The following is a 19,458-nucleotide window of genomic DNA, read 5'->3' as shown; positions in this document are numbered from 1 at the left end:
AGCGAAGAACAATGGGTACGTTGACAGGCAAGACCGCCGTTGTGACCGGCTCGACCAGCGGCATCGGATTGGCTTATGCGCGCGCCTTCGCCGGCGCCGGCGCCAATGTCGTCATCAACGGCATGGGCGTTCCGGCCGACATCGAGAAGGAGCGTTCCGGCATCGAGACCGACTTCAAGGTCAAGGCAGCCTATTCGCCGGCCGACATGACCAAGCCGGCCGAGATCGCCGACATGATCGCGCTCGGCGAGAAGACCTTCGGCTCGGTCGACATCCTCGTCAACAATGCCGGCATCCAGTTCGTTTCGCCGATCGAGGAGTTTCCGCCGGAGAAGTGGGAAGCGATCATCGCGATCAATCTGTCGTCGGCGTTCTACGGCATCCGCGCCGCGGTGCCCGGCATGAAGAAGCGCGGCTGGGGCCGCATCATCAACACTGCGTCCGCGCACTCGCTGGTCGCCTCGCCGTTCAAGTCGGCCTATGTCTCGGCCAAGCACGGCATTGCCGGCCTCACCAAGACCGCCGCGCTCGAGCTCGCGCAGCACAAGATCACCTGCAACTGCATCAGCCCGGGCTACGTCTGGACGCCGCTGGTCGAGCACCAGATTCCGGAGACCATGAAGGCGCGCAATCTGACCAAGGAGCAGGTCATCAAGGACGTGCTGCTCGCCGCCCAGCCGACCAAGGAGTTCGTCACCTCGGAGCAAGTCGCAGCACTCGCGCTGTTCCTGTGCGGCGACGATGCCGCGCAGATCACCGGCGCCAATCTCTCGATCGACGGCGGCTGGACCGCGGAGTAATTCTCCGGCGGGATTTGTCGCTGGACTGCCAGAAGCAACGAGCCGGCCCTGATTGGATCAGGGCCGGCTTTTGCTTTTGGAGATGCGACTGAACCTTGCTGCCCCGTTACGACGTCGGCCGCCGCTTCCCGAACGCCAGCACGTGCAGGCCGAGCCGAGAGCGCACGACGTAGAACAGCAGGATCGTCTCGAAGGTCAGCGACAGCGAGGTCGAGGCGGCCGCGCCCATGCCGCCGTAGCGCGGGACGAGCGCGATGCAGAGCCCGACATTCATGAAGAAGGATACCGCATAGGCCGTCGCGCAGATGCCCTGGTGTCCGAGCATGTTCAACAGACGCTCGACCGGCCCGATCGCCGAGCGGATCACAAGCCCGATCGCGGCGACGAACATGATGCTGTAGCCGTCGACGAATTTCGGGCCGAACAGCCACAACAGCGGCTTGCCGAACGCGAGCAGGGCGATGGTCGCGAACAGCGACGGCCAGAACGTCCAGCTGATGGCGTGCGCGACATAGGCCGACAGCCGGTCCTTGTCGCCGAGCGCATTGTACTCGGCGAAGCGGTGCGCCGTCGTCGCCGACATCGCGTAGTGCACGAACGACACCAGCGCCAGCGTCTTCACCACGGCGAAATAGATGCCGACCTCTTCCGACGAGCGGAATTGCTGCAGCATCAGCACGTCGGTGTAGCCGAGAAGCAGATAGAAGCTTTCTACCAGCATGATCGGCAGCGAGATCGCGAACCAGCCCTTGACGTCGTAGGTCTTCTCGCCGGGCCCGACATGGGCGGCGAGGCGGCGGTTCAGCACGATCATCTGGCCGATCGCCGCAATGTACACGGCAGCCGCGCTCGCGATCATCGCCACCGTCGCGCCGAGATTGAGGCCGAGCGCCAGCGCGCCGGCAGTCAGCGCGATGATCAGCCCCTGCCGGACGATGAACTGCGGCATCAGGCCGAGCTGCATCCAGTCATGCGCGCGCGAAATGCCGTCCTGGGTGTTGGCGACCACGAAGGGCGGCAGCGTCAGGCAGCCGACATAGAGCGGCACGATCGCGTTGGGGTCGATCCAGGGCGAGGCGAGATGGATCACGCCGGCGAGCAGCAGCGCCACGGTGCTGGACGCGGCCAGCACCACCCAGCGGCCGCCGGAGAGGAAGCCGCGCAGCGCGGCGAGGTCGCCGCGCGCGCGATATTCCGGGATGATCTTCTGCGAGGACGGCGCGATGCCGAAATCCATGGTGCTGCCGAGCAGCAGCACCCAGGTCCAGACATAGACATAGATGCCGTAATCCGAACCGCTCATCCAGCGCGCCAGCAGGATCTGCGCGAGATAGGCGATCGCGGCGCTGATGACGCGGATGACGAAGATGGTGCCTGCAAGGCGCTTGGTGACCGACGCCTCCTTGGTGCCGCCGAGCAGGCGCGCGGCGAGCCCCCGCAGGCGTGCGACCGGGCCCGATGGCGCAGAGGTTGCGGTTTGGGTTTCCATCACAGCCAAGGCGGAAAATTCCTGAAGCGCCGCAGCGCGGCGATGCGCCTCGATCTATCAACGAAACGTTAAGATTGGGTTGGGTGACGGATGCTTCCATCTTGCGTCGTCCCGGCGCAGGCCGGGACCCATAACCACAGGGAACCGTTAATGCGCACGGCTTGATCCCAGCGTGCCTCAGACTGCTGCCGCGGAGTATGAGTCCCGGCCTTCGCCGGGACGACGCTGCCGCGTCAGTTCAAATTGATATTGAATTCGTAGCTCTTGTCGCCGCCGACCAGCGTCAGTTTCAGCGCCGCACCGTCCGCCGTGACGCCGGGCGGCAGCCCGTCGAGCTCGAAAGAGAAGCGCTTCACGCCCGGCGGCGCGTGCTCGACCAGCTTGGGCACCGGGAGCGCCCAGTCGGGCGTCGGCCCCTCGACGAACAGGCTGAGGTCGCGGTTCTCGGGCGCGGTGACATCGACCAGCACGTTGTTCTTGCCGTCGCGCTTGACGTCGCGGATCGTGAACGGCGTGGGATCGCCGATATTGGCGGGCTTCGGCACCGCGTTGAGCGCGTCGGTCAGCGCGGCGTCCTCGGTCGAGGCGACGCTGGCGAATGCCAGCTCGGCCTTCGCTTCCACCGGCACGCACAGCTTCTCGCACACCGCGTAGTTGATGTCGGCGCGCAGCACCAGCGGCTTGTCGGGATTCTTCGCGACGATGCGCAGCGGCAGCACGACCTGGTGCTTGTAGCCGAGCGAGGTGCCCCCGGCGCCGTCGTCGAACTGGCGCGGCGCCGGCCACATCACCGTGACGGCCTCGACATTGTCCGACCTGGAGAAATCGAATCGCGGCGGCACGCCGGAATCGCCGGGTGTCCGCCAGTAGGTCTTCCAGCCGTCCTGCAACTGGAAGGCAATGCCGCCGAGCAGCACCGCGCCGCTGCGCGACCCCGCGAGCAGCCGCACCGCCGAATGCGTGTCCTGCTGCCACGGCGAGGCGTCGTCGGCGCGAACCTCCGTTGCCAGGGATGCGACGGATAGGGATGCGACGGAAAATAGGGCGGCAACGCCAAACGCGGCCCGCAAGGGAACTGTGACCATCATGAGACGTCTTTACCCGCAACTTTCGTTGCAAACCATTGAATTGCTTGTGATGCATCGCCGCATGGCGGGCGATGGTTGATTGACAGAACGGCGACCCAATATCAGGATGCCAAATCAGCAGGAAAGGCCTTTGCGGATGCGCCCTGAAGGCAAAACAGGCAAGACTCGCAAGACCGCCGCCAGAAGCGCGGGCATCGGTCACAACGCCGCCGATGATGGCTATCTCGACGGCCAGATGCTGATTGCGATGCCTGTCATGAACGACCCGCGCTTCGAGCGCTCGGTGATCTACATGTGCGCCCATTCCTCCGAGGGCGCCATGGGCATCATCGTCAATCGCCCGGCCGGCAGCATCGACTTTCCGGGGCTCCTGGTGCAGCTCGACATCATCGAGAAATCGGACCAGATCCGGCTGCCCGAAAATGCCGAGATGATGAAGGTGATGAAGGGCGGCCCGGTCGACACCGGCCGCGGCTTCGTGCTGCATTCCAGCGACTTCTACATCCAGGATGCGACGCTCAATATCGACGACGGCATCTCGCTGACCGCGACCGTCGACATCCTCAAGGCGATCGCCAAAGGCGCCGGCCCCAAGCACGCGATCCTCGCGCTCGGCTATGCCGGCTGGGGGCCGGGCCAGCTCGAGAACGAGATCCAGCACAATGGCTGGCTGCACTGCGACGCCGATCCGGAGCTGATCTTCGGCGCCGATGTCGACGAGAAATACGCGCGCGCCTTGCGCAAGATCGGCATCGAGGCCGGCATGCTGTCCAACGACGCCGGCCACGCGTAGTTTGTCCTGACGTAGCGACGATCTCTCCACGTTCACAGTGTCATCCCGGCGAAAGCCGGGACCCATGACCATAGGACGTGAGGATGGAGCGAGCTGGGGCCACAGCGTCGCGCAACAACGGCGCCCTGTGGTTATGGGTCCCGGGTCGCGCTGACGCTTGCCCGGGACGACAGCTGTGGGCTTGGTTAGGACAGTAGTCGGTTCGGCTACGACGGGCGGTGGCTGTGCCTACTCCGCCGCTTCCTGCGCCACCGTCGACTGGGTGCCGGCCACCGTGGCGCGGCGCATGTCGCGGGGCTGCGACTGGTCGTAGCGGCGGACGCGGTGCACGGTCTGGCGGTTGTCCCACATCACGAGGTCATGCACCGTCCATTTGTGCACGTAGACGAATTCCGGACTGGTGGCGTGCTCGGTGAGGTCGCGCAGCAGCAGCCGTGCCTCCGGCATGCTCATGCCCCTGATGGCGCCGGCATGCGACGACAGATACAGCGACTTGCGGCCGTGCACCGGATGCGTGCGCACCAGACGCTGCAGCACCGGCTTGAACATCTGCTTTTCTTCATCCGTATAGTCGAGGAAGCCGAGCGAGCCGCGCGAATACATCAGCGAGTGCTCGCAGATCATGTCCGCGATCTCCGCCTTGGTCTCGTCGTCGAGCGCGTCATAGGCGGCGCGCATGTCGGCGAATTCGGTGTTGCCGCCCTTCGGGTTCACCACGCGCGCCGACAGCAGCGAGAATTTCGCCGGAATCGGCCGGAACGAGCTGTCGGAATGCCACAGGCAGTTGCCGAGGTTGAACAGATGGGTGCGGTGATCCTTCGGCAGCGGCTTGCCGTCCTTGCCGAGATTGGAGACGTCGTTAAGCCCGGCGGAGAGACGATAGTCCTCCTTCTTCGCCACGGTGCCGCCGCGCGCATCTTCGCGCTCGCCGAAATTCAGCGCGAACGCCATCTGCTGCTCGTCGGTGATGTCCTGGCCGTGGAAGACGAGCACGGCGTACCTGTCCATTCCGGCCTCGATGTCGATTGCTTCCTGGTTCGTCAGCGGCTTGCGCAGATCGACGCCGGAGACCTCGCCGACGAAATGCTTGTGAAGCTGCCGGATCAGGACCGTCATGGCGTATCTCCCCGTATCTCGCGGGCGGTTATCCCGCTTCGTTTGCCGGGAAGGCTACTCCCGACGCGCGGGCTGTCAACGCTCCGCGGCGAAGTGTGGGGTTGGCGCGGGTCAGGCATTCCGCGCCATCAACCCGCCGTCGACCGGAATCACGGCGCCGGTCAGGAACGATGCGGCGGGCAGGCACAGGCTCAGCGTCATGTGCGCGACCTCTTCCGGATCGCCGTAACGCGCCAGCGCGGTGCGGCGCTTGGCGTAGATCGTCTTGTGCTCCTCGGAGATGCGGTCGGTGATGGCGGTGCGGATCGGGCCCGGGCAGATGCAGTTCACGGTGATGCCCTCGCGTCCCAGTTCCACCGCGAGCGAACGCGTCAGGCTGGTGACGCCGCCCTTTGCCGCGGAGTAGGCGCTGTGCAACCCGGTCGCGCCCAGCGCCTCGGTCGAGGCGATGTTGACGATGCGCGGCGATCGCGACTTGCGCAGGTATGGCAGTGCGGCGCGGATGATGCGCGGATGCGCCGTCAGCATCACCGCAATGCCCCTGGCCCAGGCGTCCTCGTATCCGGGATCGTCGATCGCCACGCGCACCGAGATGCCGGCATTGTTGACGATGATGTCGAGCCCGCCGAAATGCGCGGCGACATCGTTGACGACTTTGGTGATCGCATCGCGATCGGCGACGTCGAGCGTCCATGCCTTTGCGGAGCCGCCGTTCGCCGAGATTTCCTTCGCCACCGCCTGCGTGCCTTCTTCGGTCAGGTCGGTGACCGCGACATTGGCGCCTTCGTCGGCGAACACCCGCGCGGTGGCGCGGCCCATGCCGCTGGCGGCGCCGGTGACGAGAACGGTGAGGCCCTTCACCGAACGGCTGAGCTGCTTGAATTCGGACATGACGGACCCCCCGTTGATTTTCTTGCGTTGTGAGATCGACAACGCTGGCACCGTTCCGCAGAGACGTCAAACCACTGATCCGATATCGGCGCGCGCGCAGCGCGTTAACGCAAGTTTCCCGGTTGGCTTTTCGAAAAGGATGATGCTCAATCAAGAAAACAGAGCAGGAGAAACGCGATGAACGAGCTCGATTTCGGCGGTAAGCAAATATTGGTGGTCGGCGGCTCCAGCGGGATCGGCAACGGCATCGCGCGGGCCTTCCGCGCCAAGGGCGCGCGCGTCAGTGTGTACGGCACCCGCGCGCAGGCGAGCGATTATTCGAAAGAGGAGGGCTCGGATCTCGAGGGCCTCGCTTACGCGCAGCTCGATGTCTCTAATCCGCAGGCGATCGAAAGCTTCACGCCGTCGTTCGATCGGCTCGACGTGCTGGTGCTGGCGCAGGGCGCGGTGATTTACCGCCGCGGGGAATTCGAGATGGCGGGCTTCCGCAAGGTGCTCGAGGTCAATCTGATGAGCCTGATGGCCTGCGCCACGAAATTCCACGCGATGCTGACCGCAGCTAGGGGCTCGTTGATCATCGTGAGTTCGACCGCGGCCTATCATTCCACCATGGGCAATCCGGCCTACAACGCCTCGAAGACCGGCGCCGTCGGGCTGACGCGCACGCTGGGCGAGGCCTGGGCGGAGAACGACATCCGCGTCAACGGCATCGCGCCCGGCCTCGTCGACACCAAGATGACCAAGGCGACGACGGCCAATCCAAAGCGTCTCGAGGGCGCGCTGGAGCGCATTCCGCTGAAGCGTCTCGGCACGCCCGCCGACATGGCCGGCGCCGCGCTGTTCCTCGCTTCGCCGCTCGCCTCCTACATCGTCGGCCAGACCATCGTCGTCGATGGCGGGCTCATTCTCTAGCTCCAGGAACTTGCGCGAGGTTCCGCGGTTGGCTCCCTGACATTTCAGGGAGCGTCACGATGGACAAGGATCGGATTTTCGGAACGGCGAAGGAATTTGCAGGCAAGGCCGAAGGCGCAGTCGGCGATGCGACCGGCGATGCGCAGACGCAGGCCTCGGGCCGCGCGCGCGAGGCCGCAGGCGCAGTGCAGGATCTCTACGGCCAGGCCAAGGATGCCGCGCGCGACGCGGCTGATACCGCGGTCAACTACGCCAAAGATGCTTATGAGCATCGCGGCGAGACCGTTCGCAGCGGGCAGAAGGCGATGGCTCATGCGGTGCAGGACAATCCGCTCGGTTCGCTGCTGATCGCCGGCGGCATCGGCTTTGCGCTCGCGCTTTTGATGACGCGCCAGCCGCGCCGGCCGCCGCCGTCGCGCTGGCGCTATTACGGCTGAGGCTCACTCACCGTCATTGCGAGGAGCGAAGCGACGAAGCTATCCATCCGTCCGCGCGTACGGATCGATGGATTGCTTCGCTTCGCTCGCAATGACGTGGATGGAGCTTCGATTTGATCAGAGGGCGCGCTTACCACTGCCAGGGATTGCCCGGCGCTGCGGCCCGCTGTCCGATATTGCCGGGCGGCCGCGGCGGACGCGGCGGCGGTGCGACCAGCGGGCGCTGCTGCGGCGCGCCGAAGCCGAAGATGTCGCGCAGCCAAGGCTGGGTCTGCGGCTGCTGCTGCGGTTGGGCTTGGGCCGGGCGGAACGCACGCCGCTGCGGCTTCGGCGCGGTGATAATCGAGCCGTCGGGCGCGATCGCCGTGGTGGAGGGCGGCGGATTCGCCGGCGCACCGCTCGGCGCGGCTGGCGTGGCCGCAGCGACAGGCACATCGCCCTTGGCCTGCTCGCGGCCGATCTCGCGGCGCGGCCAGGCGAAATCATCGGCGCGGCCCGCGGGCGGCGCCAGGGCCTCGCCCTTCACCAGCGTGCGCGCGGCGAGCGCATCGACGGCGGCGGGCCGCGAGCCCGGTCCGCCGAGCAATTGATCGGTGCCGACCGTAGAGGCGACCAGCGGCAGCACGGGGCCTGCCAGCGGCCGCGGCGCGGGCTTGCCGGGCTCGGCGCTGGTATCGGGTGTTGCCGGCTCGCTCGGCAGCGCGATCGGGCCGGTGCGCACCGCAAGCAGCCGCGTCACCTCGCGCTCGACATAGTGCGCGAGCTTGCGCGCGCCGGCCTTGGTGAAGAACACGCCGTCATCGGAGCGCAGCTTGCGGGGCTGGCCTTCGAAGTCCGGGCCCTTCTGCATGAAGCGGCCGGCCTCGTCGACAAAGCCGTCCCAGACGTCGACATAGGTGATGCCGGCCTTGCCGGCGCCGTCGCGATAGAGCGCGTCGAGGAACAGCATGTCCGACGTGCCCTTCTGGCCGCGGATCGCGGGCAGGCCGACCCACAGCACCGGCACGCCCTTGCTCTTCAGCACGTTGATCAGCTCCTCGATCTTCTTGCCGTAGAGCTCGACCCAGCGGTCCTCGCGGAATTCATAGAGGCCGTTGGGCGAGCGCGCGGTCTTTTCCGGCGCGGCCTGCGCGTCATTGTCGGCGTCGTCAGCCGGCGGCTCGGCAGCGGCGGGCTTGGCGTCAGTCTTGCCATCGGTCTTGCCGTCGGTCTTGGCGGCGGTATCGGGCTTGTCGCCGGGCTTTGCGTCCGGTTTGGCGCGCGGGTCCTTTTTGTCGTCCTTCTTGTCGACCTTCTTCTCCACGACAGGTTCGCGGATCGCGGTGCGGTCGTTGAGGCCGAGCATCACGACGATGGCGTCGGGGTTCTCGGTGGCGAGAATGCCCTTCGCGGCGGCAGCCCAGTCCGCCGGATCGCCCTTGGGCTGGTAGCGGATCAGGCCGGACACCGTCTTGTGCTTGCGGATCACGCCCATGTCGGGCTGATCGGAATAGGCATCCTCGAGGCCATAGGCGAGCCAGTCGGCCATGGCGTCGCCGATCACCAGCACGTTGCGCTCGGCGGCGGCCTCGCGCTTGGCCGGCGCCGGCGCGCGCGAGAAATCCTCACGCGGCCGCTGCTGCTGTGATTGCGGTTGCTGCTGCTGCTGCTGGAACGGCGCGAAGAAATCGCCCCCGAACCAGCCGCCGCCACCACCGCCACCGCTGCGTGGCGGCGCGCGGCGTTGGGGTGCGTCACCAAAGCCCGGGAAGCCGAAGAACTGCGCCGAGGCGGGCTGGGCGATGCCGATCAGGAGCGCAAGCGCCACCGTGAGCGCGACCAGCGGGCCGGCTTCGGTGAATATGCGCAGGAAGGACGTCGGCTTTCGCATCGGGGCGGTCGCAATGATCTGGAAGTACCACCCCATACTAGCGGAATCGGGCCGCAAGCGGGCAGCTTTTCCACCATAAATCGGGTGCCGCGGGCGGCCGTCAAGGCGCCGGGCAAATATCGGATTTCACGGTTACTTTTGGGGGTGAGGGGCCTGCTGCCCACGCCCGTCGCCCGGATGGAGCGGGGGCCTCATCCGGGGCTTAGCCTTCTCCTTCCCCCTGAAAGGGGGAAGGTCGGGATGGGGGTCAGCCACACGCACTGCCGCTTGTGGAGAGAGACGATCCGCACCCGCTGCTCTCTCGAGCAAAGCGACCTCCCCTTTTCAAGGGGAGGTGAAGAGGTTCCGTAGGGCGCCCTACCTTCCCCGCAGCCGCTCCAGCACCTCGGCGGTGGCAAAGCCGTCGGCGGGGGCGCCGATCGAGACCTGGAAGCCGCGCAGCGCCTCGCGGGTCTGGCCGCCGAACTGGCCGTCGGGCGTACCCTTGTAGAAGCCGCGCTGGGCCAGCAGCTGCTGCAGTTCCAGCCGCTCGGCGCGCGACAGCACCCGTTCCTGGCGCGGCCAGGGCTGCACGAAGGGTGGGCCGCCGCGCAGGCGGTCGGCGAAATGGCCGATGGCGAGCGCATAGGCCTCGGCCGGGTTGTACTTCATGATGACCCGGAAATTCTGCAGCATCAGGAAGCCCGGCCCCGCGGCGCCGGCCGGCGCCAGCAGATAGGCTTTGTCGGACGACCGCGGGAACGGCTGGCCGTTCGGCCGCTTGAGGCCGAGCTGCTCCCATTGCGACAGCGGCATCGCCTTGGCGCGATCGGCTAGCATGTAGTTGAAGCCTTCCGGCAGCACGACCTCGTAGCCCCAGCTCGCGCCGGTCTGCCAGCCGTCCTTCTTCAGATTGTTGGCGGTCGAGGCGATCAAATCGCTCGGATCGTCGACGACATCGCGGCGGCCGTCGCCATCGCCGTCGACCGCGTAGCGCTTGAACGCGGTCGGCATGAACTGGGTCGGGCCGAAGGCGCCGGCCCAGGAGCCGCGCATCTGCTCGGGCCTGAGATCGCCGCGGTTGAGGATTTCCAGCGCCGACAGGAACTCGTCCTTGAAATAGGCCTGGCGGCGGCCGATGCAGGCGAGCGTCGCGGTGGACTGCACCACGCTGCGATCGCCCATTTGGGTCGAGTAGTTCGATTCGATGCCCCAGATCGCCGCGATGATGTAGCGATCGACGCCATAGGCCTGCTCGGTCGCGTCGAACTGCGCCTTGTATTTCGCAAGGATCTCGCGGCCTTTCGCAAGCCGCGCGTCGCTGACGAGAATGTCGAGATAGTCCCAGATCGCCTTGGTGAATTCCGGCTGCGAATCCATCAGATCCATGATGCGCAGGTCGGGCGTGAGGCCCGCGGTGAAGCGCTCGAAATTCTCGCGCGTGATGTTGCGCCGTGCGGCATCTGGCCACATCGCTGCGACGCAGTTCGGGAAGTCCGACGCGGCCTGGCGGATCGCCGCCGCCGTCATCAGCGGATGGCCGGAGGCGCCGTCTTCCCCGCTCCAGGGCGGCGCTGTGCCGTCGCCTCCGGTCGCGGCCTGCGGCGGCGTCGCGGCATTGGGTCCGGAAAAGATGCTGTCGATCAGGTTGGTCAGGCCGTTGCCCGATTGGGCCCGGGCACCGCCGGGCATCAACAGCGCCGCGCCTGGCAGCAGAACGGCCAACGCGACGAGGCTCGCGCTGAAAAGCCTGGTCCTTGATGTTCCCGTCGCGTGCATTGTCGTGTGCCTGTCAAAAACGTGCGGTTTCAGAAGGCCCCGGCACGGTTTCCATTAACTTAACATCGGCGAGATTTTGCTGCCGCAGCTTTGGCCGGCGGGAACGGCGGAATTAAGCCTCACCACACATCCGCCTTTGTTGGCGGCTGCAAAACAGGTACCAAGGCATGATTCATTTCGTGCCGCCGTCCCACCCATTTCAAGGCTTCCGATAATCCCATGAAGATCCGCAAAGCCGTATTCCCCGTCGCAGGTCTCGGTACCCGCGTGCTGCCCGCCACCAAGGCGATGCCGAAGGAGATGCTGACGATCGTCGACAAGCCGCTGATCCAGTACGTGGTCGACGAGGCGAGGGAAGCCGGCATTGAGCACTTCGTGTTCGTCACCGGCCGCAACAAGGGCGTCATCGAGGATCATTTCGACCGCATGTTCGAGCTCGACACCACGCTCGCGCAGCGCGGCAAGAAAACCGAGCAGGAGATCCTGGCGCAGAACCAGCCCGAAGCCGGCGCGATGAGCTTCACCCGGCAGCAGTCGCCGCTCGGCCTCGGCCACGCGGTGTGGTGCGCGCGCGACATCGTCGGCAACGAGCCGTTCGCGGTGGTGCTGCCGGACGAGCTGGTGCTGAACACGCCGGGCTGCCTGAAGCAGATGATCGACGCCGCAAGCAAGCTCGGCGAGAAGTCGAACCTGATCGCGGTCGAGGCGGTGCCCGACGAGCTCACCCATCAATACGGCATCTGCAGCGTCGGCAAGCGCACCGGCAACATCTTCGAGGTCGATCGCATGGTCGAGAAGCCGCCGCAGGGCACCGCGCCGTCCAACCTCTCGATCACCGGCCGCTACATCCTGCAGCCGGAGATCTTCGACATCCTGGCCACCCAGGAGCGCGGCGCCGGCGGCGAGATCCAGCTCACCGACGCGATGATCGGGCTCGCCAGGACGCAAAAATTCTACGGCGTCGAGTTCGAGGGCGAGCGCCACGATTGCGGCTCGAAGCCCGGCTTCCTCCGCGCCAACATCGCCTTCGGCCTCAAACGCCCCGAACTGCGCGACGGCCTGATCGCCGAGATGAAGAAGTATCTGGAGAGGTGAGGCGCGGGCGCTGCGCGCGCCATTCCGCGGCGCATAGCGCGATGCCGCGGGGCGCGGTGAGGTGAGCACGCCGCTCAGGCTCCCTCTCCCCTTGCGGGAGAGGGTGGGGAGAGGGGTAGCCCCGGGCAAGCTGATCGATGAGCGCATCGTTCGCGCAACTTGTTCGCTTGCCGCCGTGACTAATACGGTGAGAGCACGTCGTGTGGCACCCCTCTCCCGCAAGGGGAGAGGGAACCCTTCCGCCAGTGCCTTCCTCACGCGCCCCCTGCCAGTGAGTTGCCCGACGGCGCAAGGCCCCAGCGCAAAAATATTTCGCTTTATCAGAAATACAACCCAGTGTATGGTTCGCCCGTCTCACCCGATCGAGGGGCGCTGCGCATCGTCACGGGTGTTGCGGTGAGATGCGGTGGACGCTGATTGCGCAGTCGACGAATGCGCATGACGCGGACGGCGAAGTCGTGTGGTCCTGACGCCCTAGTGGCCGGTGTCCCCCGCGAGATGCGAAGCATCTTCGCGTGGCGGTGACAAACAAGCCAAGTCTCGCCGGGGAGAGCACGAAGTAAGCCGTAACCCATCGCGCAGGGAAAGCCGGGTTGTTCCCGGTTACACCTGTGGTCCTACCCCCGAGCTTTCTACCTTTGCTCGGGGCCCATGGGTGCGATCGGCACCCGGCTTTCCCTGCGCCCTCTGATCCTCAGAGAGGCGAAACGAGATGCAAAGCTCGGGCAAATCATGTCGCGAGGATGCGGATGCGTGACTCACAGGCCATGCAACACACTCGGTGTCGTCCCGGCGAAGGCCGGGACCCATAACCACAAAGGGATGTTGCTAAGCGTCGCTGGAACGACGAGTCCCGTTCACTATAATTGCTGCGGCGTATGGGTCCCGGCCTTCGCCGGGACGACAGTTGTGGGGGTGGTGCGACGTGCGTGTCAAACGCGGCCTGCGGCTCCGTCGTGCCACTAGAGCAATCACCCGACCTTGCGCCGCCCCGCGCGCTTTGCCGGCTCTTTCGCAGCATTCCCCTTCGGCGCGCGCAATTCGTCGGCGGCGAGACTGACCACTTCGGCGATCTGCTGCAATTGTGCCGCCAGCGGGCTGGTCTTGCGCCAGACCATGCCGATGGTGCGCGAGGGTTGCGGGTTCTTGAAGCGCGAGACCGTGACCGGCGCGGAGCGCGTCTCGACCGTCACCGCCATCTCGGGGATCAGGGTGACGCCGATGCCGGCGCCGACCATCTGCACCAGCGTCGACAGCGAACTCGCGTCCAGCACCTCGCGCGGCGGCGACGACGACTGCATGTTGCAGAACGACAGCGCCTGGTCGCGGAAGCAATGGCCTTCCTCGAGCAACAGCAGCCGCATCTCGCGCAGCATCTCGGCGCTCGGCACCGGCGTCTTGGCGTCCTCGCCCGGCCGCACCAGCAAAAAGTTTTCCGAGAACAGCGCGACCTCGGTCAGCGACGGTTCATGCACCGGCAGTGCCACGATCGCGGTATCGAGCCGGCCTTCGGCGACCTCCTTGATCAGCTTCGGCGTCAGCGTCTCGCGGACATGGATGTCGAGCTCGGGATGCAGCCGCGCCAAGGTCTCGATCACCTTCGGCAGCAGATACGGCGCAATCGTCGGGATCATGCCGACGCGCAGCCGCCCGGCGAGCTTGTCGCGCGAGGCGCGCGCGAAGTCGCCGAGCTCGTCGACCGAGCGCAGGATGTCGCGCACGCGATGCAACAGGTCTTCGCCGAAGGTCGTCAGCGTGACCTGTCGCGCATTGCGTTCGATCAGCACGCCGCCGACGGCCCGTTCCAGCTCGCGGATCTGCATCGACAATGCCGGCTGCGACACCGCGCAGGCCTCCGCGGCGCGGCCGAAATGTCCGTGCTGCGCCAGCGCATCGAAATACCTCAGTTGCCGGAGTGTGACATTTATCATCAGATTATCTTATCGCTGCGATCATTAAAGTCAATTTCACCTGATGGATTGGGGCGCGTAGAATCGTTCTTGGAAGAGTTCCAGCACATTCCAGAATCCATCACCTCGGAGAAGAAACATGGACGCAAAAACCGACGAAGGCGCGGGCAAATGCCCATTCACGGGCGGGCCCCACGGGCGCGCGAATCGTGACTGGTGGCCGGAGACGCTCGACGTTCAGGTGCTGCATCAGAACTCCAGCCTGTCCGATCCGATGGGCAAGGGCTTCGACTACGCCAAGGAATTCAAGACCCTCGATCTCGGCGCCGTGATCAAGGACCTCACGGCCCTGATGACGACGTCGCAGGAATGGTGGCCGGCTGACTTCGGTCACTACGGCGGCCTGATGATCCGCATGGCCTGGCACTCGGCGGGCACCTACCGTATCACAGACGGCCGCGGCGGCGCCGGCGCCGGTCAGCAGCGCTTCGCTCCGCTCAACAGCTGGCCCGACAACGCCAACCTCGACAAGGCGCGCCGGCTGCTCTGGCCGATCAAGCAGAAATACGGCCGCAAGATTTCCTGGGCCGATTTGATGGTCCTCGCCGGCAACGTCGCGCTGGAATCAATGGGCTTCAAGACCTTCGGCTTCGCCGGCGGCCGCGCCGACGTGTGGGAGCCGGAAGAGCTGTACTGGGGTCCGGAAGGCACCTGGCTCGGCGACGAGCGCTACAGCGGCGAGCGTCAGCTCTCCGAGCCGCTCGGCGCGGTGCAGATGGGCCTGATCTACGTCAACCCGGAAGGCCCGAACGGCAATCCGGACCCGGTTGCCGCGGCCAAGGACATCCGCGAGACGTTCTTCCGCATGGCGATGAACGACGAGGAGACCGTTGCGCTGATCGCCGGCGGCCACACCTTCGGCAAGACCCACGGCGCGGGTGATCCTTCGCTGATCGGGCCGGAACCGGAAGGTGGCGCGCTTGAGGAGCAAGGCCTCGGCTGGAAGAGCAAGTTCGGCACCGGCGTCGGCGCTGACGCGATCACCGGCGGCCCCGAGGTCACCTGGACCCAGACCCCGACCAAGTGGAGCAACCACTTCTTCGAAAACCTGTTCAAGTACGAATGGGAGCTGACGAAGAGTCCGGCGGGTGCGAAGCAGTGGAAGGCAAAGGGCGCGGACGCCGTCATTCCGGACGCGTTCGACCCGTCGAAGAAGCATGTCCCGACGATGCTGACGACCGACCTCTCGCTGCGCTACGATCCGGCCTATGAGAAGATCTCGCGCCGGTTCTATGAGCATCCGGATCAGTTCGCGGACGCCTTTGCCCGCGCCTGGTTCAAGCTCACCCACCGCGACATGGGTCCGATCGTGCGCTACCTCGGCCCGCTGGTGCCGAAGGAAACGCTGATCTGGCAGGATCCGCTCCCGGCGCTCGATCATGCCGTGATCGACGACAAGGATATCGAGGCGCTCAAGGCGAAGATAACAGCCTCGGGTCTGTCGGTGTCCGAACTGGTGTCGACCGCCTGGGCCTCGGCCTCCACGTTCCGCGGCTCCGACAAGCGCGGCGGTGCCAACGGCGCGCGCATCCGTCTCGCTCCGCAGAAGGACTGGGATGTCAACGAGCCGGCGCAGCTCAAAACCGTGCTGGGCAAGCTCGAAGCCATCCAGAAGGAGTTCGGCAAGAAGGTCTCGCTAGCCGATCTGATCGTGCTCGGCGGCGCCGCTGCGATCGAGAAGGCGGCGAAGGACGGCGGCACCAATGTGAAGGTCCCCTTCACGCCGGGCCGCACCGATGCGACGCAGGATCAGACCGACGTCGAATCGTTCGCTCCGCTCGAGCCGCGGGCTGACGGCTTCCGCAACTACATCAGCGGCAAGCGTCAGTTCATGTTGCCCGAAGAGGCGTTGGTCGATCGTGCACACCTCATGCGGCTGACCGGACCGGAATTGACGGTTCTGATCGGCGGCCTGCGCGTGCTCGGCGCCAACGCCAAGAAGTCGAAGCACGGCGTCTTCACCGGCAAGCCGGGGACGCTGACCAACGACTTCTTCCTCAACCTGCTCGACATGGGCACGGTGTGGAGCGATGCCGGCGAGGGCGTCTATGAAGGCCGCGACCGCAAGACCAAGGCGGTGAAGTGGACCGGCACCCGCGCCGACCTGATCTTCGGCTCGCACTCGCAGCTGCGCGCGTTCGCCGAGGTCTACGGCTCGTCGGATGCCAAGGAGCAGTTCGTGAAGGACTTCGTCGCGGCCTGGGCCAAGGTGATGAACGCCGATCGCTTCGAGCTTGCCAAGTAAATTGGCCAAGTAAACTGGTCGAGTAAGCAGCCGGCAACGGCAATCAGGGCAGGGCGGCGCTTCGGCGCCGCCCTGTCTCATTTCAGGGACGATGAGGAAGGATTTTCAGCGGTTTGCCTATCCTACTCAGTCGTGCAGCTTCATATCGCGAAGCATCGCTGCGATCTCCGCCTGGGTCGGAGCCGCGAGCGGGACCTGCGGTCCGCTGCTCGTCGCATAGGGGACGTCGCACTGTGAGGCCCCGCGCGAGGGCTCGAAGATCGCGGTCAGGCTTGCCCAGCAGACCAGCAGCGCCACGATCCAGTCCAGTACATTGGATGCAATCATTGCAGCACCAGTATCAGCATTGTCATGCCCTGATGCTGCAGCCGCCGCGGACATTGCGCAATTCGGAAGGTGCGAAACGTAACTTCGGCGTTGCCGAGACAAGCGCCGACGCCGCGATGCTATTCGGTCCGCGCCCGGCGCCCTTCGATCGGATAGGCGGGATCGTTGAACCCGGGCGTCGAGGGATGGCCGGTGACGACGAGGCGATCGATCAGCGCCTCGTCCTCGGCGGTGAAGCGATAATCGAGCGCGCGGATGTAATCGTCCCATTGCGCTTCGGTGCGCGGGCCCGCGATCACGGCGCTGACGAACGAGGAGTTGAGCACCCAGGACACCGCGAACTGCCCGGCGGTGATGCCGCGGCTCTCGGCGTGGCGCTTGATCTCTTGCGCGAGCTGCAGCGATTCCGGCCGCCACTCGGTCTGCATCATGCGCTTGTCGTTGCGACCGGCACGGGTGTCCGCGGGCGGCGCCGCATCGGGCGCGTATTTGCCGGTCAGCACGCCGCGCGCCAGCGGGCTGTAGGGCACGATGCCGAGGCCGTAATAGGCGCAAGCCGGAAAGTGCTCGACCTCCGGCATCCGGTTCATCGCGTTGTAATAGGGCTGGCTCGCGACCGGGCGGTCGATGCCGAGCCGGTCGCAGATGTTGCAGATCTCGGCGACGCGCCAGGCGCGGTAGTTGGAGATGCCGAAATAGCGCACCTTGCCGGCGCGGATCAGGTCGCCCATGGCGCGCACCGTCTCGTCGAGCGGCGTCGTGTGGTCTTCCTTGTGCAGGTAGTAGATGTCGATGTAGTCGGTGCCGAGCCGCTTCAGGCTCTCGTCGGCGGCCTGGAACACCCAGCGCCGCGACAGTCCGCCATGGTTGGGGTCGTCGCCGATTGGGTTGGCGAGTTTTGTCGCCAGCACCCAGTTCGACCTTCTGTTCGAGATCGCGCGGCCCACGACCTCCTCGGATTTGCCGCCATTATAGGCGTCGGCGCTGTCGATGAAGTTGATGCCGGCCTCGCGCGCCTTCGCCACGATCCGCGACGAGGTCGCCTCATCGGTCGGTCCGCCGAACATCATGGTGCCCAGGCAGATCGGCGAAACCTTCAGGCCGCTGCGGCCAAGCTGGCGATATTGCATCGATCGTTCCTCCGGAATGACGCGTCAGCTCTCGTTCTTCAGAATCTTGAACACGCCGTTGGCCATCGCGATGCAGCGCTTGTCGACCGTCACCTCGGCCGTGATGAAGATCAGGCTGCGGGTCGAGCGCACCACGCGCGGGCGCGTCGTCAGGATCTCGCCGATCTTGCCGGCCTCGACGAAATGGGTGTCGAGCTGCACCGTCGCAAGCGTCGGCTTGCCCGAGACGAAACGCGCGGCCATGCCGCAGGCGCGGTCGGCGAAGGTCATGATGACGCCGCCCTGCACCAGGCCGCGGCGGTTGTGGTGCTTGTCCTCGGTGATCAATGCGAGCTCGAGCGCGCCGTCTTTCAGCCGTTCCCACAACGGGCCGATCAGCGTCAGGAAGCCCGTGGTGTCGGCGACCTTCCAGCCGTCGGATTTGAGCTTGTCCGCGACCTTGGCCGTCATGAGGTGAGGATCCGTTGCTTGCAAATGGTTGATCGCAGGAGGCATGCCGTTCAGGTCATTTCATCAAACGCTGTTGTGTTGTAGTCAAGATCAATGGCCCGCACATTTGACGATGCCACCCGGCGGAATATCGCAGAGCTCTGCTCGGCGTTCGCGCGCCTCGCGCCAGTCGATGCCGCACCGACGCTGAAGCGCGCGGCGGTCGCGATCGCGCTGACTGAGAGCGATGATGGCAGCGGCGCGGCCTTCCTCTTGACCCGCCGCAGCGCGCGCCTGCGCGCCCACAGCGCGCAATGGGCGCTGCCCGGCGGGCGCTGCGATGCCGGCGAGACGCAGGCCGAGGCTGCGCTGCGCGAATTGCACGAGGAACTCGGCATGGCGCTGTCCGAACGCGACGTGCTCGGCATGCTGGACGATTATCCGACCCGGTCCGGCTATCTGGTCACGCCGGTCGTGGTCTGGGCCGGCGCCAACGCGGCGATCGTGCCGAACCCGGACGAGGTCGCCTCCGTCCACCGCATCGGCCTCGATGCGATCGAGCCGGACGACGTGTTCACCTTCGTCACGATCCCGGAGAGTTCGCGGCGCGTGATCCGCTTCCGACTCGGCGGCCAGCATATCCATGCGCCGACCGCGGCGCTGATCTATCAATTCCGCGAGGTGCTGGCCGGCCGCAACACTCGCGTCGCCGATCTCGAGCAGCCGGTGTTCGCATGGAAGTGAGTGGAGGAAGCTATCTGTGGTGCCGCTTGTGGCGGCGCGGCTTCGTTACTTTCGGTGGTGCGGCAGGATGCGCCGCGACCGCGGGTTCCGGATTGGGCGCCCGCGACACGTTGTCGTAACAGGTGAGACGTGAACGGGTATCCGGAAACGATCCGCAATCCGGACGTTCGGCGCGCGCCGGCGCCATCAGCGTCAGCGCGCCTGCGGCGGCGAGCCAGAGTGCCTTCCTCATCGCGATCTCCACTGCTTTCCTCGGAGAACACCGCATTATGGCGAATATTCTGCGCCTGATCGCGGCATCCGGTCGCCGATATCAGGAGACAATTCCGGGCTGACTTCACGGCCGTGCTTGCTACAAGGAGGC

At 65.8% G+C, this 19,458-nt stretch carries 18 protein-coding genes; 7 read left to right on the top strand and 11 right to left on the bottom strand.

Translation table 11 applies throughout. The features are described from left to right. Positions 1 to 11: 11 nt before the first annotated feature. The gene (locus G6P99_RS43465; protein ID WP_029077697.1) at positions 12 to 800 is read left to right on the top strand and encodes a 3-hydroxybutyrate dehydrogenase; all 789 of its coding nucleotides are present in this window, start codon (positions 12 to 14) and stop codon (positions 798 to 800) included. A 106-nt stretch (positions 801 to 906) separates the two neighbouring features. Here G6P99_RS43465 and G6P99_RS43460 read toward each other — a convergent pair whose 3' ends face one another. Together G6P99_RS43460 and G6P99_RS43455 are read right to left on the bottom strand one after the other, a co-directional pair. After that, a complete protein-coding gene (locus G6P99_RS43460) occupies positions 907 to 2,289 on the bottom strand; it encodes an oligosaccharide flippase family protein (protein ID WP_156928323.1) in 1,383 nt (460 codons plus the stop codon). A gap of 233 nt (positions 2,290 to 2,522) precedes the next feature. Beyond that, positions 2,523 to 3,377 (bottom strand): protein-disulfide reductase DsbD domain-containing protein, encoded by an 855-nt coding sequence (locus G6P99_RS43455; RefSeq protein WP_029077695.1) that lies wholly within the window; start codon positions 3,375 to 3,377, stop codon positions 2,523 to 2,525. Positions 3,378 to 3,513: 136 nt separating this feature from the next. Between G6P99_RS43455 and G6P99_RS43450 the strand changes: the two genes are divergently transcribed. Continuing rightward, a complete protein-coding gene (locus G6P99_RS43450) occupies positions 3,514 to 4,170 on the top strand; it encodes a YqgE/AlgH family protein (RefSeq protein ID WP_029077694.1) in 657 nt (218 codons plus the stop codon). A gap of 228 nt (positions 4,171 to 4,398) precedes the next feature. On the opposite strand, the gene G6P99_RS43445 is transcribed toward G6P99_RS43450, so the two are convergent. Next, positions 4,399 to 5,286 carry a TauD/TfdA dioxygenase family protein gene (locus tag G6P99_RS43445; RefSeq protein WP_029077693.1) on the bottom strand — a complete coding sequence of 296 codons (888 nt, stop codon included), beginning with the start codon at positions 5,284 to 5,286 and terminating at the stop codon, positions 4,399 to 4,401. Positions 5,287 to 5,397: 111 nt separating this feature from the next. Continuing rightward, entirely contained in the window at positions 5,398 to 6,177 is a 780-nt protein-coding gene (locus G6P99_RS43440; RefSeq protein ID WP_029077692.1) for an SDR family NAD(P)-dependent oxidoreductase, read from the bottom strand. A 177-nt stretch (positions 6,178 to 6,354) separates the two neighbouring features. Here G6P99_RS43440 and G6P99_RS43435 point away from each other — a divergent pair, with 177 nt between their 5' ends. Together G6P99_RS43435 and G6P99_RS43430 are read left to right on the top strand one after the other, a co-directional pair. Next, on the top strand, positions 6,355 to 7,089 hold the full coding sequence (locus tag G6P99_RS43435; protein ID WP_029077691.1) for an SDR family NAD(P)-dependent oxidoreductase: 735 nt from the start codon (positions 6,355 to 6,357) through the stop codon (positions 7,087 to 7,089). A gap of 59 nt (positions 7,090 to 7,148) precedes the next feature. Next, complete coding sequence (locus G6P99_RS43430) at positions 7,149 to 7,526, top strand: CsbD family protein (protein ID WP_029077690.1); 378 nt, start codon at positions 7,149 to 7,151, stop codon at positions 7,524 to 7,526. Positions 7,527 to 7,656: 130 nt separating this feature from the next. Here G6P99_RS43430 and G6P99_RS43425 read toward each other — a convergent pair whose 3' ends face one another. After that, positions 7,657 to 9,396 (bottom strand): SGNH family hydrolase, encoded by a 1,740-nt coding sequence (locus G6P99_RS43425; protein ID WP_029077689.1) that lies wholly within the window; start codon positions 9,394 to 9,396, stop codon positions 7,657 to 7,659. A 357-nt stretch (positions 9,397 to 9,753) separates the two neighbouring features. Beyond that, the gene (locus tag G6P99_RS43420) at positions 9,754 to 11,067 is read right to left on the bottom strand and encodes a lytic murein transglycosylase (RefSeq protein WP_156928321.1); all 1,314 of its coding nucleotides are present in this window, start codon (positions 11,065 to 11,067) and stop codon (positions 9,754 to 9,756) included. Positions 11,068 to 11,373: 306 nt separating this feature from the next. Here G6P99_RS43420 and galU point away from each other — a divergent pair, with 306 nt between their 5' ends. Beyond that, positions 11,374 to 12,249 carry a UTP--glucose-1-phosphate uridylyltransferase GalU gene (galU, locus tag G6P99_RS43415; protein ID WP_029077687.1) on the top strand — a complete coding sequence of 292 codons (876 nt, stop codon included), beginning with the start codon at positions 11,374 to 11,376 and terminating at the stop codon, positions 12,247 to 12,249. 971 nt (positions 12,250 to 13,220) lie between these two features. On the opposite strand, the gene G6P99_RS43410 is transcribed toward galU, so the two are convergent. After that, the gene (locus G6P99_RS43410; RefSeq protein WP_029077686.1) at positions 13,221 to 14,180 is read right to left on the bottom strand and encodes a LysR substrate-binding domain-containing protein; all 960 of its coding nucleotides are present in this window, start codon (positions 14,178 to 14,180) and stop codon (positions 13,221 to 13,223) included. Positions 14,181 to 14,298: 118 nt separating this feature from the next. Here G6P99_RS43410 and katG point away from each other — a divergent pair, with 118 nt between their 5' ends. After that, the gene (katG, locus tag G6P99_RS43405; RefSeq protein WP_029077685.1) at positions 14,299 to 16,464 is read left to right on the top strand and encodes a catalase/peroxidase HPI; all 2,166 of its coding nucleotides are present in this window, start codon (positions 14,299 to 14,301) and stop codon (positions 16,462 to 16,464) included. A 126-nt stretch (positions 16,465 to 16,590) separates the two neighbouring features. On the opposite strand, the gene G6P99_RS43400 is transcribed toward katG, so the two are convergent. The 3 genes from G6P99_RS43400 to G6P99_RS43390 all read right to left on the bottom strand — a co-directional run bounded on the left by G6P99_RS43400 (position 16,591) and on the right by G6P99_RS43390 (position 18,371). Then, positions 16,591 to 16,791 (bottom strand): hypothetical protein, encoded by a 201-nt coding sequence (locus G6P99_RS43400; RefSeq protein ID WP_029077684.1) that lies wholly within the window; start codon positions 16,789 to 16,791, stop codon positions 16,591 to 16,593. Positions 16,792 to 16,910: 119 nt separating this feature from the next. Beyond that, complete coding sequence (locus tag G6P99_RS43395) at positions 16,911 to 17,921, bottom strand: aldo/keto reductase (protein ID WP_029077683.1); 1,011 nt, start codon at positions 17,919 to 17,921, stop codon at positions 16,911 to 16,913. 24 nt (positions 17,922 to 17,945) lie between these two features. Continuing rightward, a complete protein-coding gene (locus G6P99_RS43390) occupies positions 17,946 to 18,371 on the bottom strand; it encodes a PaaI family thioesterase (protein WP_029077682.1) in 426 nt (141 codons plus the stop codon). Positions 18,372 to 18,464: 93 nt separating this feature from the next. On the opposite strand from G6P99_RS43390, the gene G6P99_RS43385 reads away from it, so the two are divergent. Next, complete coding sequence (locus tag G6P99_RS43385) at positions 18,465 to 19,094, top strand: NUDIX hydrolase (protein WP_029077681.1); 630 nt, start codon at positions 18,465 to 18,467, stop codon at positions 19,092 to 19,094. Between the two features lie 10 nt (positions 19,095 to 19,104). On the opposite strand, the gene G6P99_RS43380 is transcribed toward G6P99_RS43385, so the two are convergent. Continuing rightward, on the bottom strand, positions 19,105 to 19,326 hold the full coding sequence (locus G6P99_RS43380; RefSeq protein WP_156928301.1) for a hypothetical protein: 222 nt from the start codon (positions 19,324 to 19,326) through the stop codon (positions 19,105 to 19,107). Positions 19,327 to 19,458 lie beyond the last annotated feature (132 nt).

The organism is Bradyrhizobium sp. 6(2017), from assembly GCF_011058295.2.
GTDB lineage: Bacteria > Pseudomonadota > Alphaproteobacteria > Rhizobiales > Xanthobacteraceae > Bradyrhizobium > Bradyrhizobium septentrionale.
Note: the sequence above shows the minus strand (reverse complement) of the source record. Positions and strands in the feature narration are given on the sequence as shown.

Bases quoted from the DNA above. Each gene is read 5' to 3' on its own strand.
- G6P99_RS43435 (WP_029077691.1), top strand. From the start codon at position 6,355: ATGAACGAGCTCGATTTCGGCGGTAAGCAAATATTGGTGGTCGGCGGC.
- G6P99_RS43410 (WP_029077686.1), bottom strand. From the start codon at position 14,180: ATGATAAATGTCACACTCCGGCAACTGAGGTATTTCGATGCGCTGGCG.
- G6P99_RS43430 (WP_029077690.1), top strand. From the start codon at position 7,149: ATGGACAAGGATCGGATTTTCGGAACGGCGAAGGAATTTGCAGGCAAG.
- G6P99_RS43380 (WP_156928301.1), bottom strand. From the start codon at position 19,326: ATGAGGAAGGCACTCTGGCTCGCCGCCGCAGGCGCGCTGACGCTGATG.
- G6P99_RS43440 (WP_029077692.1), bottom strand. From the start codon at position 6,177: ATGTCCGAATTCAAGCAGCTCAGCCGTTCGGTGAAGGGCCTCACCGTT.
- G6P99_RS43450 (WP_029077694.1), top strand. From the start codon at position 3,514: ATGCGCCCTGAAGGCAAAACAGGCAAGACTCGCAAGACCGCCGCCAGA.
- G6P99_RS43395 (WP_029077683.1), bottom strand. From the start codon at position 17,921: ATGCAATATCGCCAGCTTGGCCGCAGCGGCCTGAAGGTTTCGCCGATC.
- G6P99_RS43420 (WP_156928321.1), bottom strand. From the start codon at position 11,067: ATGCCCGGCGGTGCCCGGGCCCAATCGGGCAACGGCCTGACCAACCTG.
- G6P99_RS43390 (WP_029077682.1), bottom strand. From the start codon at position 18,371: ATGACGGCCAAGGTCGCGGACAAGCTCAAATCCGACGGCTGGAAGGTC.
- G6P99_RS43455 (WP_029077695.1), bottom strand. From the start codon at position 3,377: ATGATGGTCACAGTTCCCTTGCGGGCCGCGTTTGGCGTTGCCGCCCTA.
- G6P99_RS43400 (WP_029077684.1), bottom strand. From the start codon at position 16,791: ATGATTGCATCCAATGTACTGGACTGGATCGTGGCGCTGCTGGTCTGC.
- G6P99_RS43460 (WP_156928323.1), bottom strand. From the start codon at position 2,289: ATGGAAACCCAAACCGCAACCTCTGCGCCATCGGGCCCGGTCGCACGC.
- G6P99_RS43425 (WP_029077689.1), bottom strand. From the start codon at position 9,396: ATGCGAAAGCCGACGTCCTTCCTGCGCATATTCACCGAAGCCGGCCCG.
- G6P99_RS43385 (WP_029077681.1), top strand. From the start codon at position 18,465: ATGGCCCGCACATTTGACGATGCCACCCGGCGGAATATCGCAGAGCTC.
- galU (WP_029077687.1), top strand. From the start codon at position 11,374: ATGAAGATCCGCAAAGCCGTATTCCCCGTCGCAGGTCTCGGTACCCGC.
- katG (WP_029077685.1), top strand. From the start codon at position 14,299: ATGGACGCAAAAACCGACGAAGGCGCGGGCAAATGCCCATTCACGGGC.
- G6P99_RS43445 (WP_029077693.1), bottom strand. From the start codon at position 5,286: ATGACGGTCCTGATCCGGCAGCTTCACAAGCATTTCGTCGGCGAGGTC.
- G6P99_RS43465 (WP_029077697.1), top strand. From the start codon at position 12: ATGGGTACGTTGACAGGCAAGACCGCCGTTGTGACCGGCTCGACCAGC.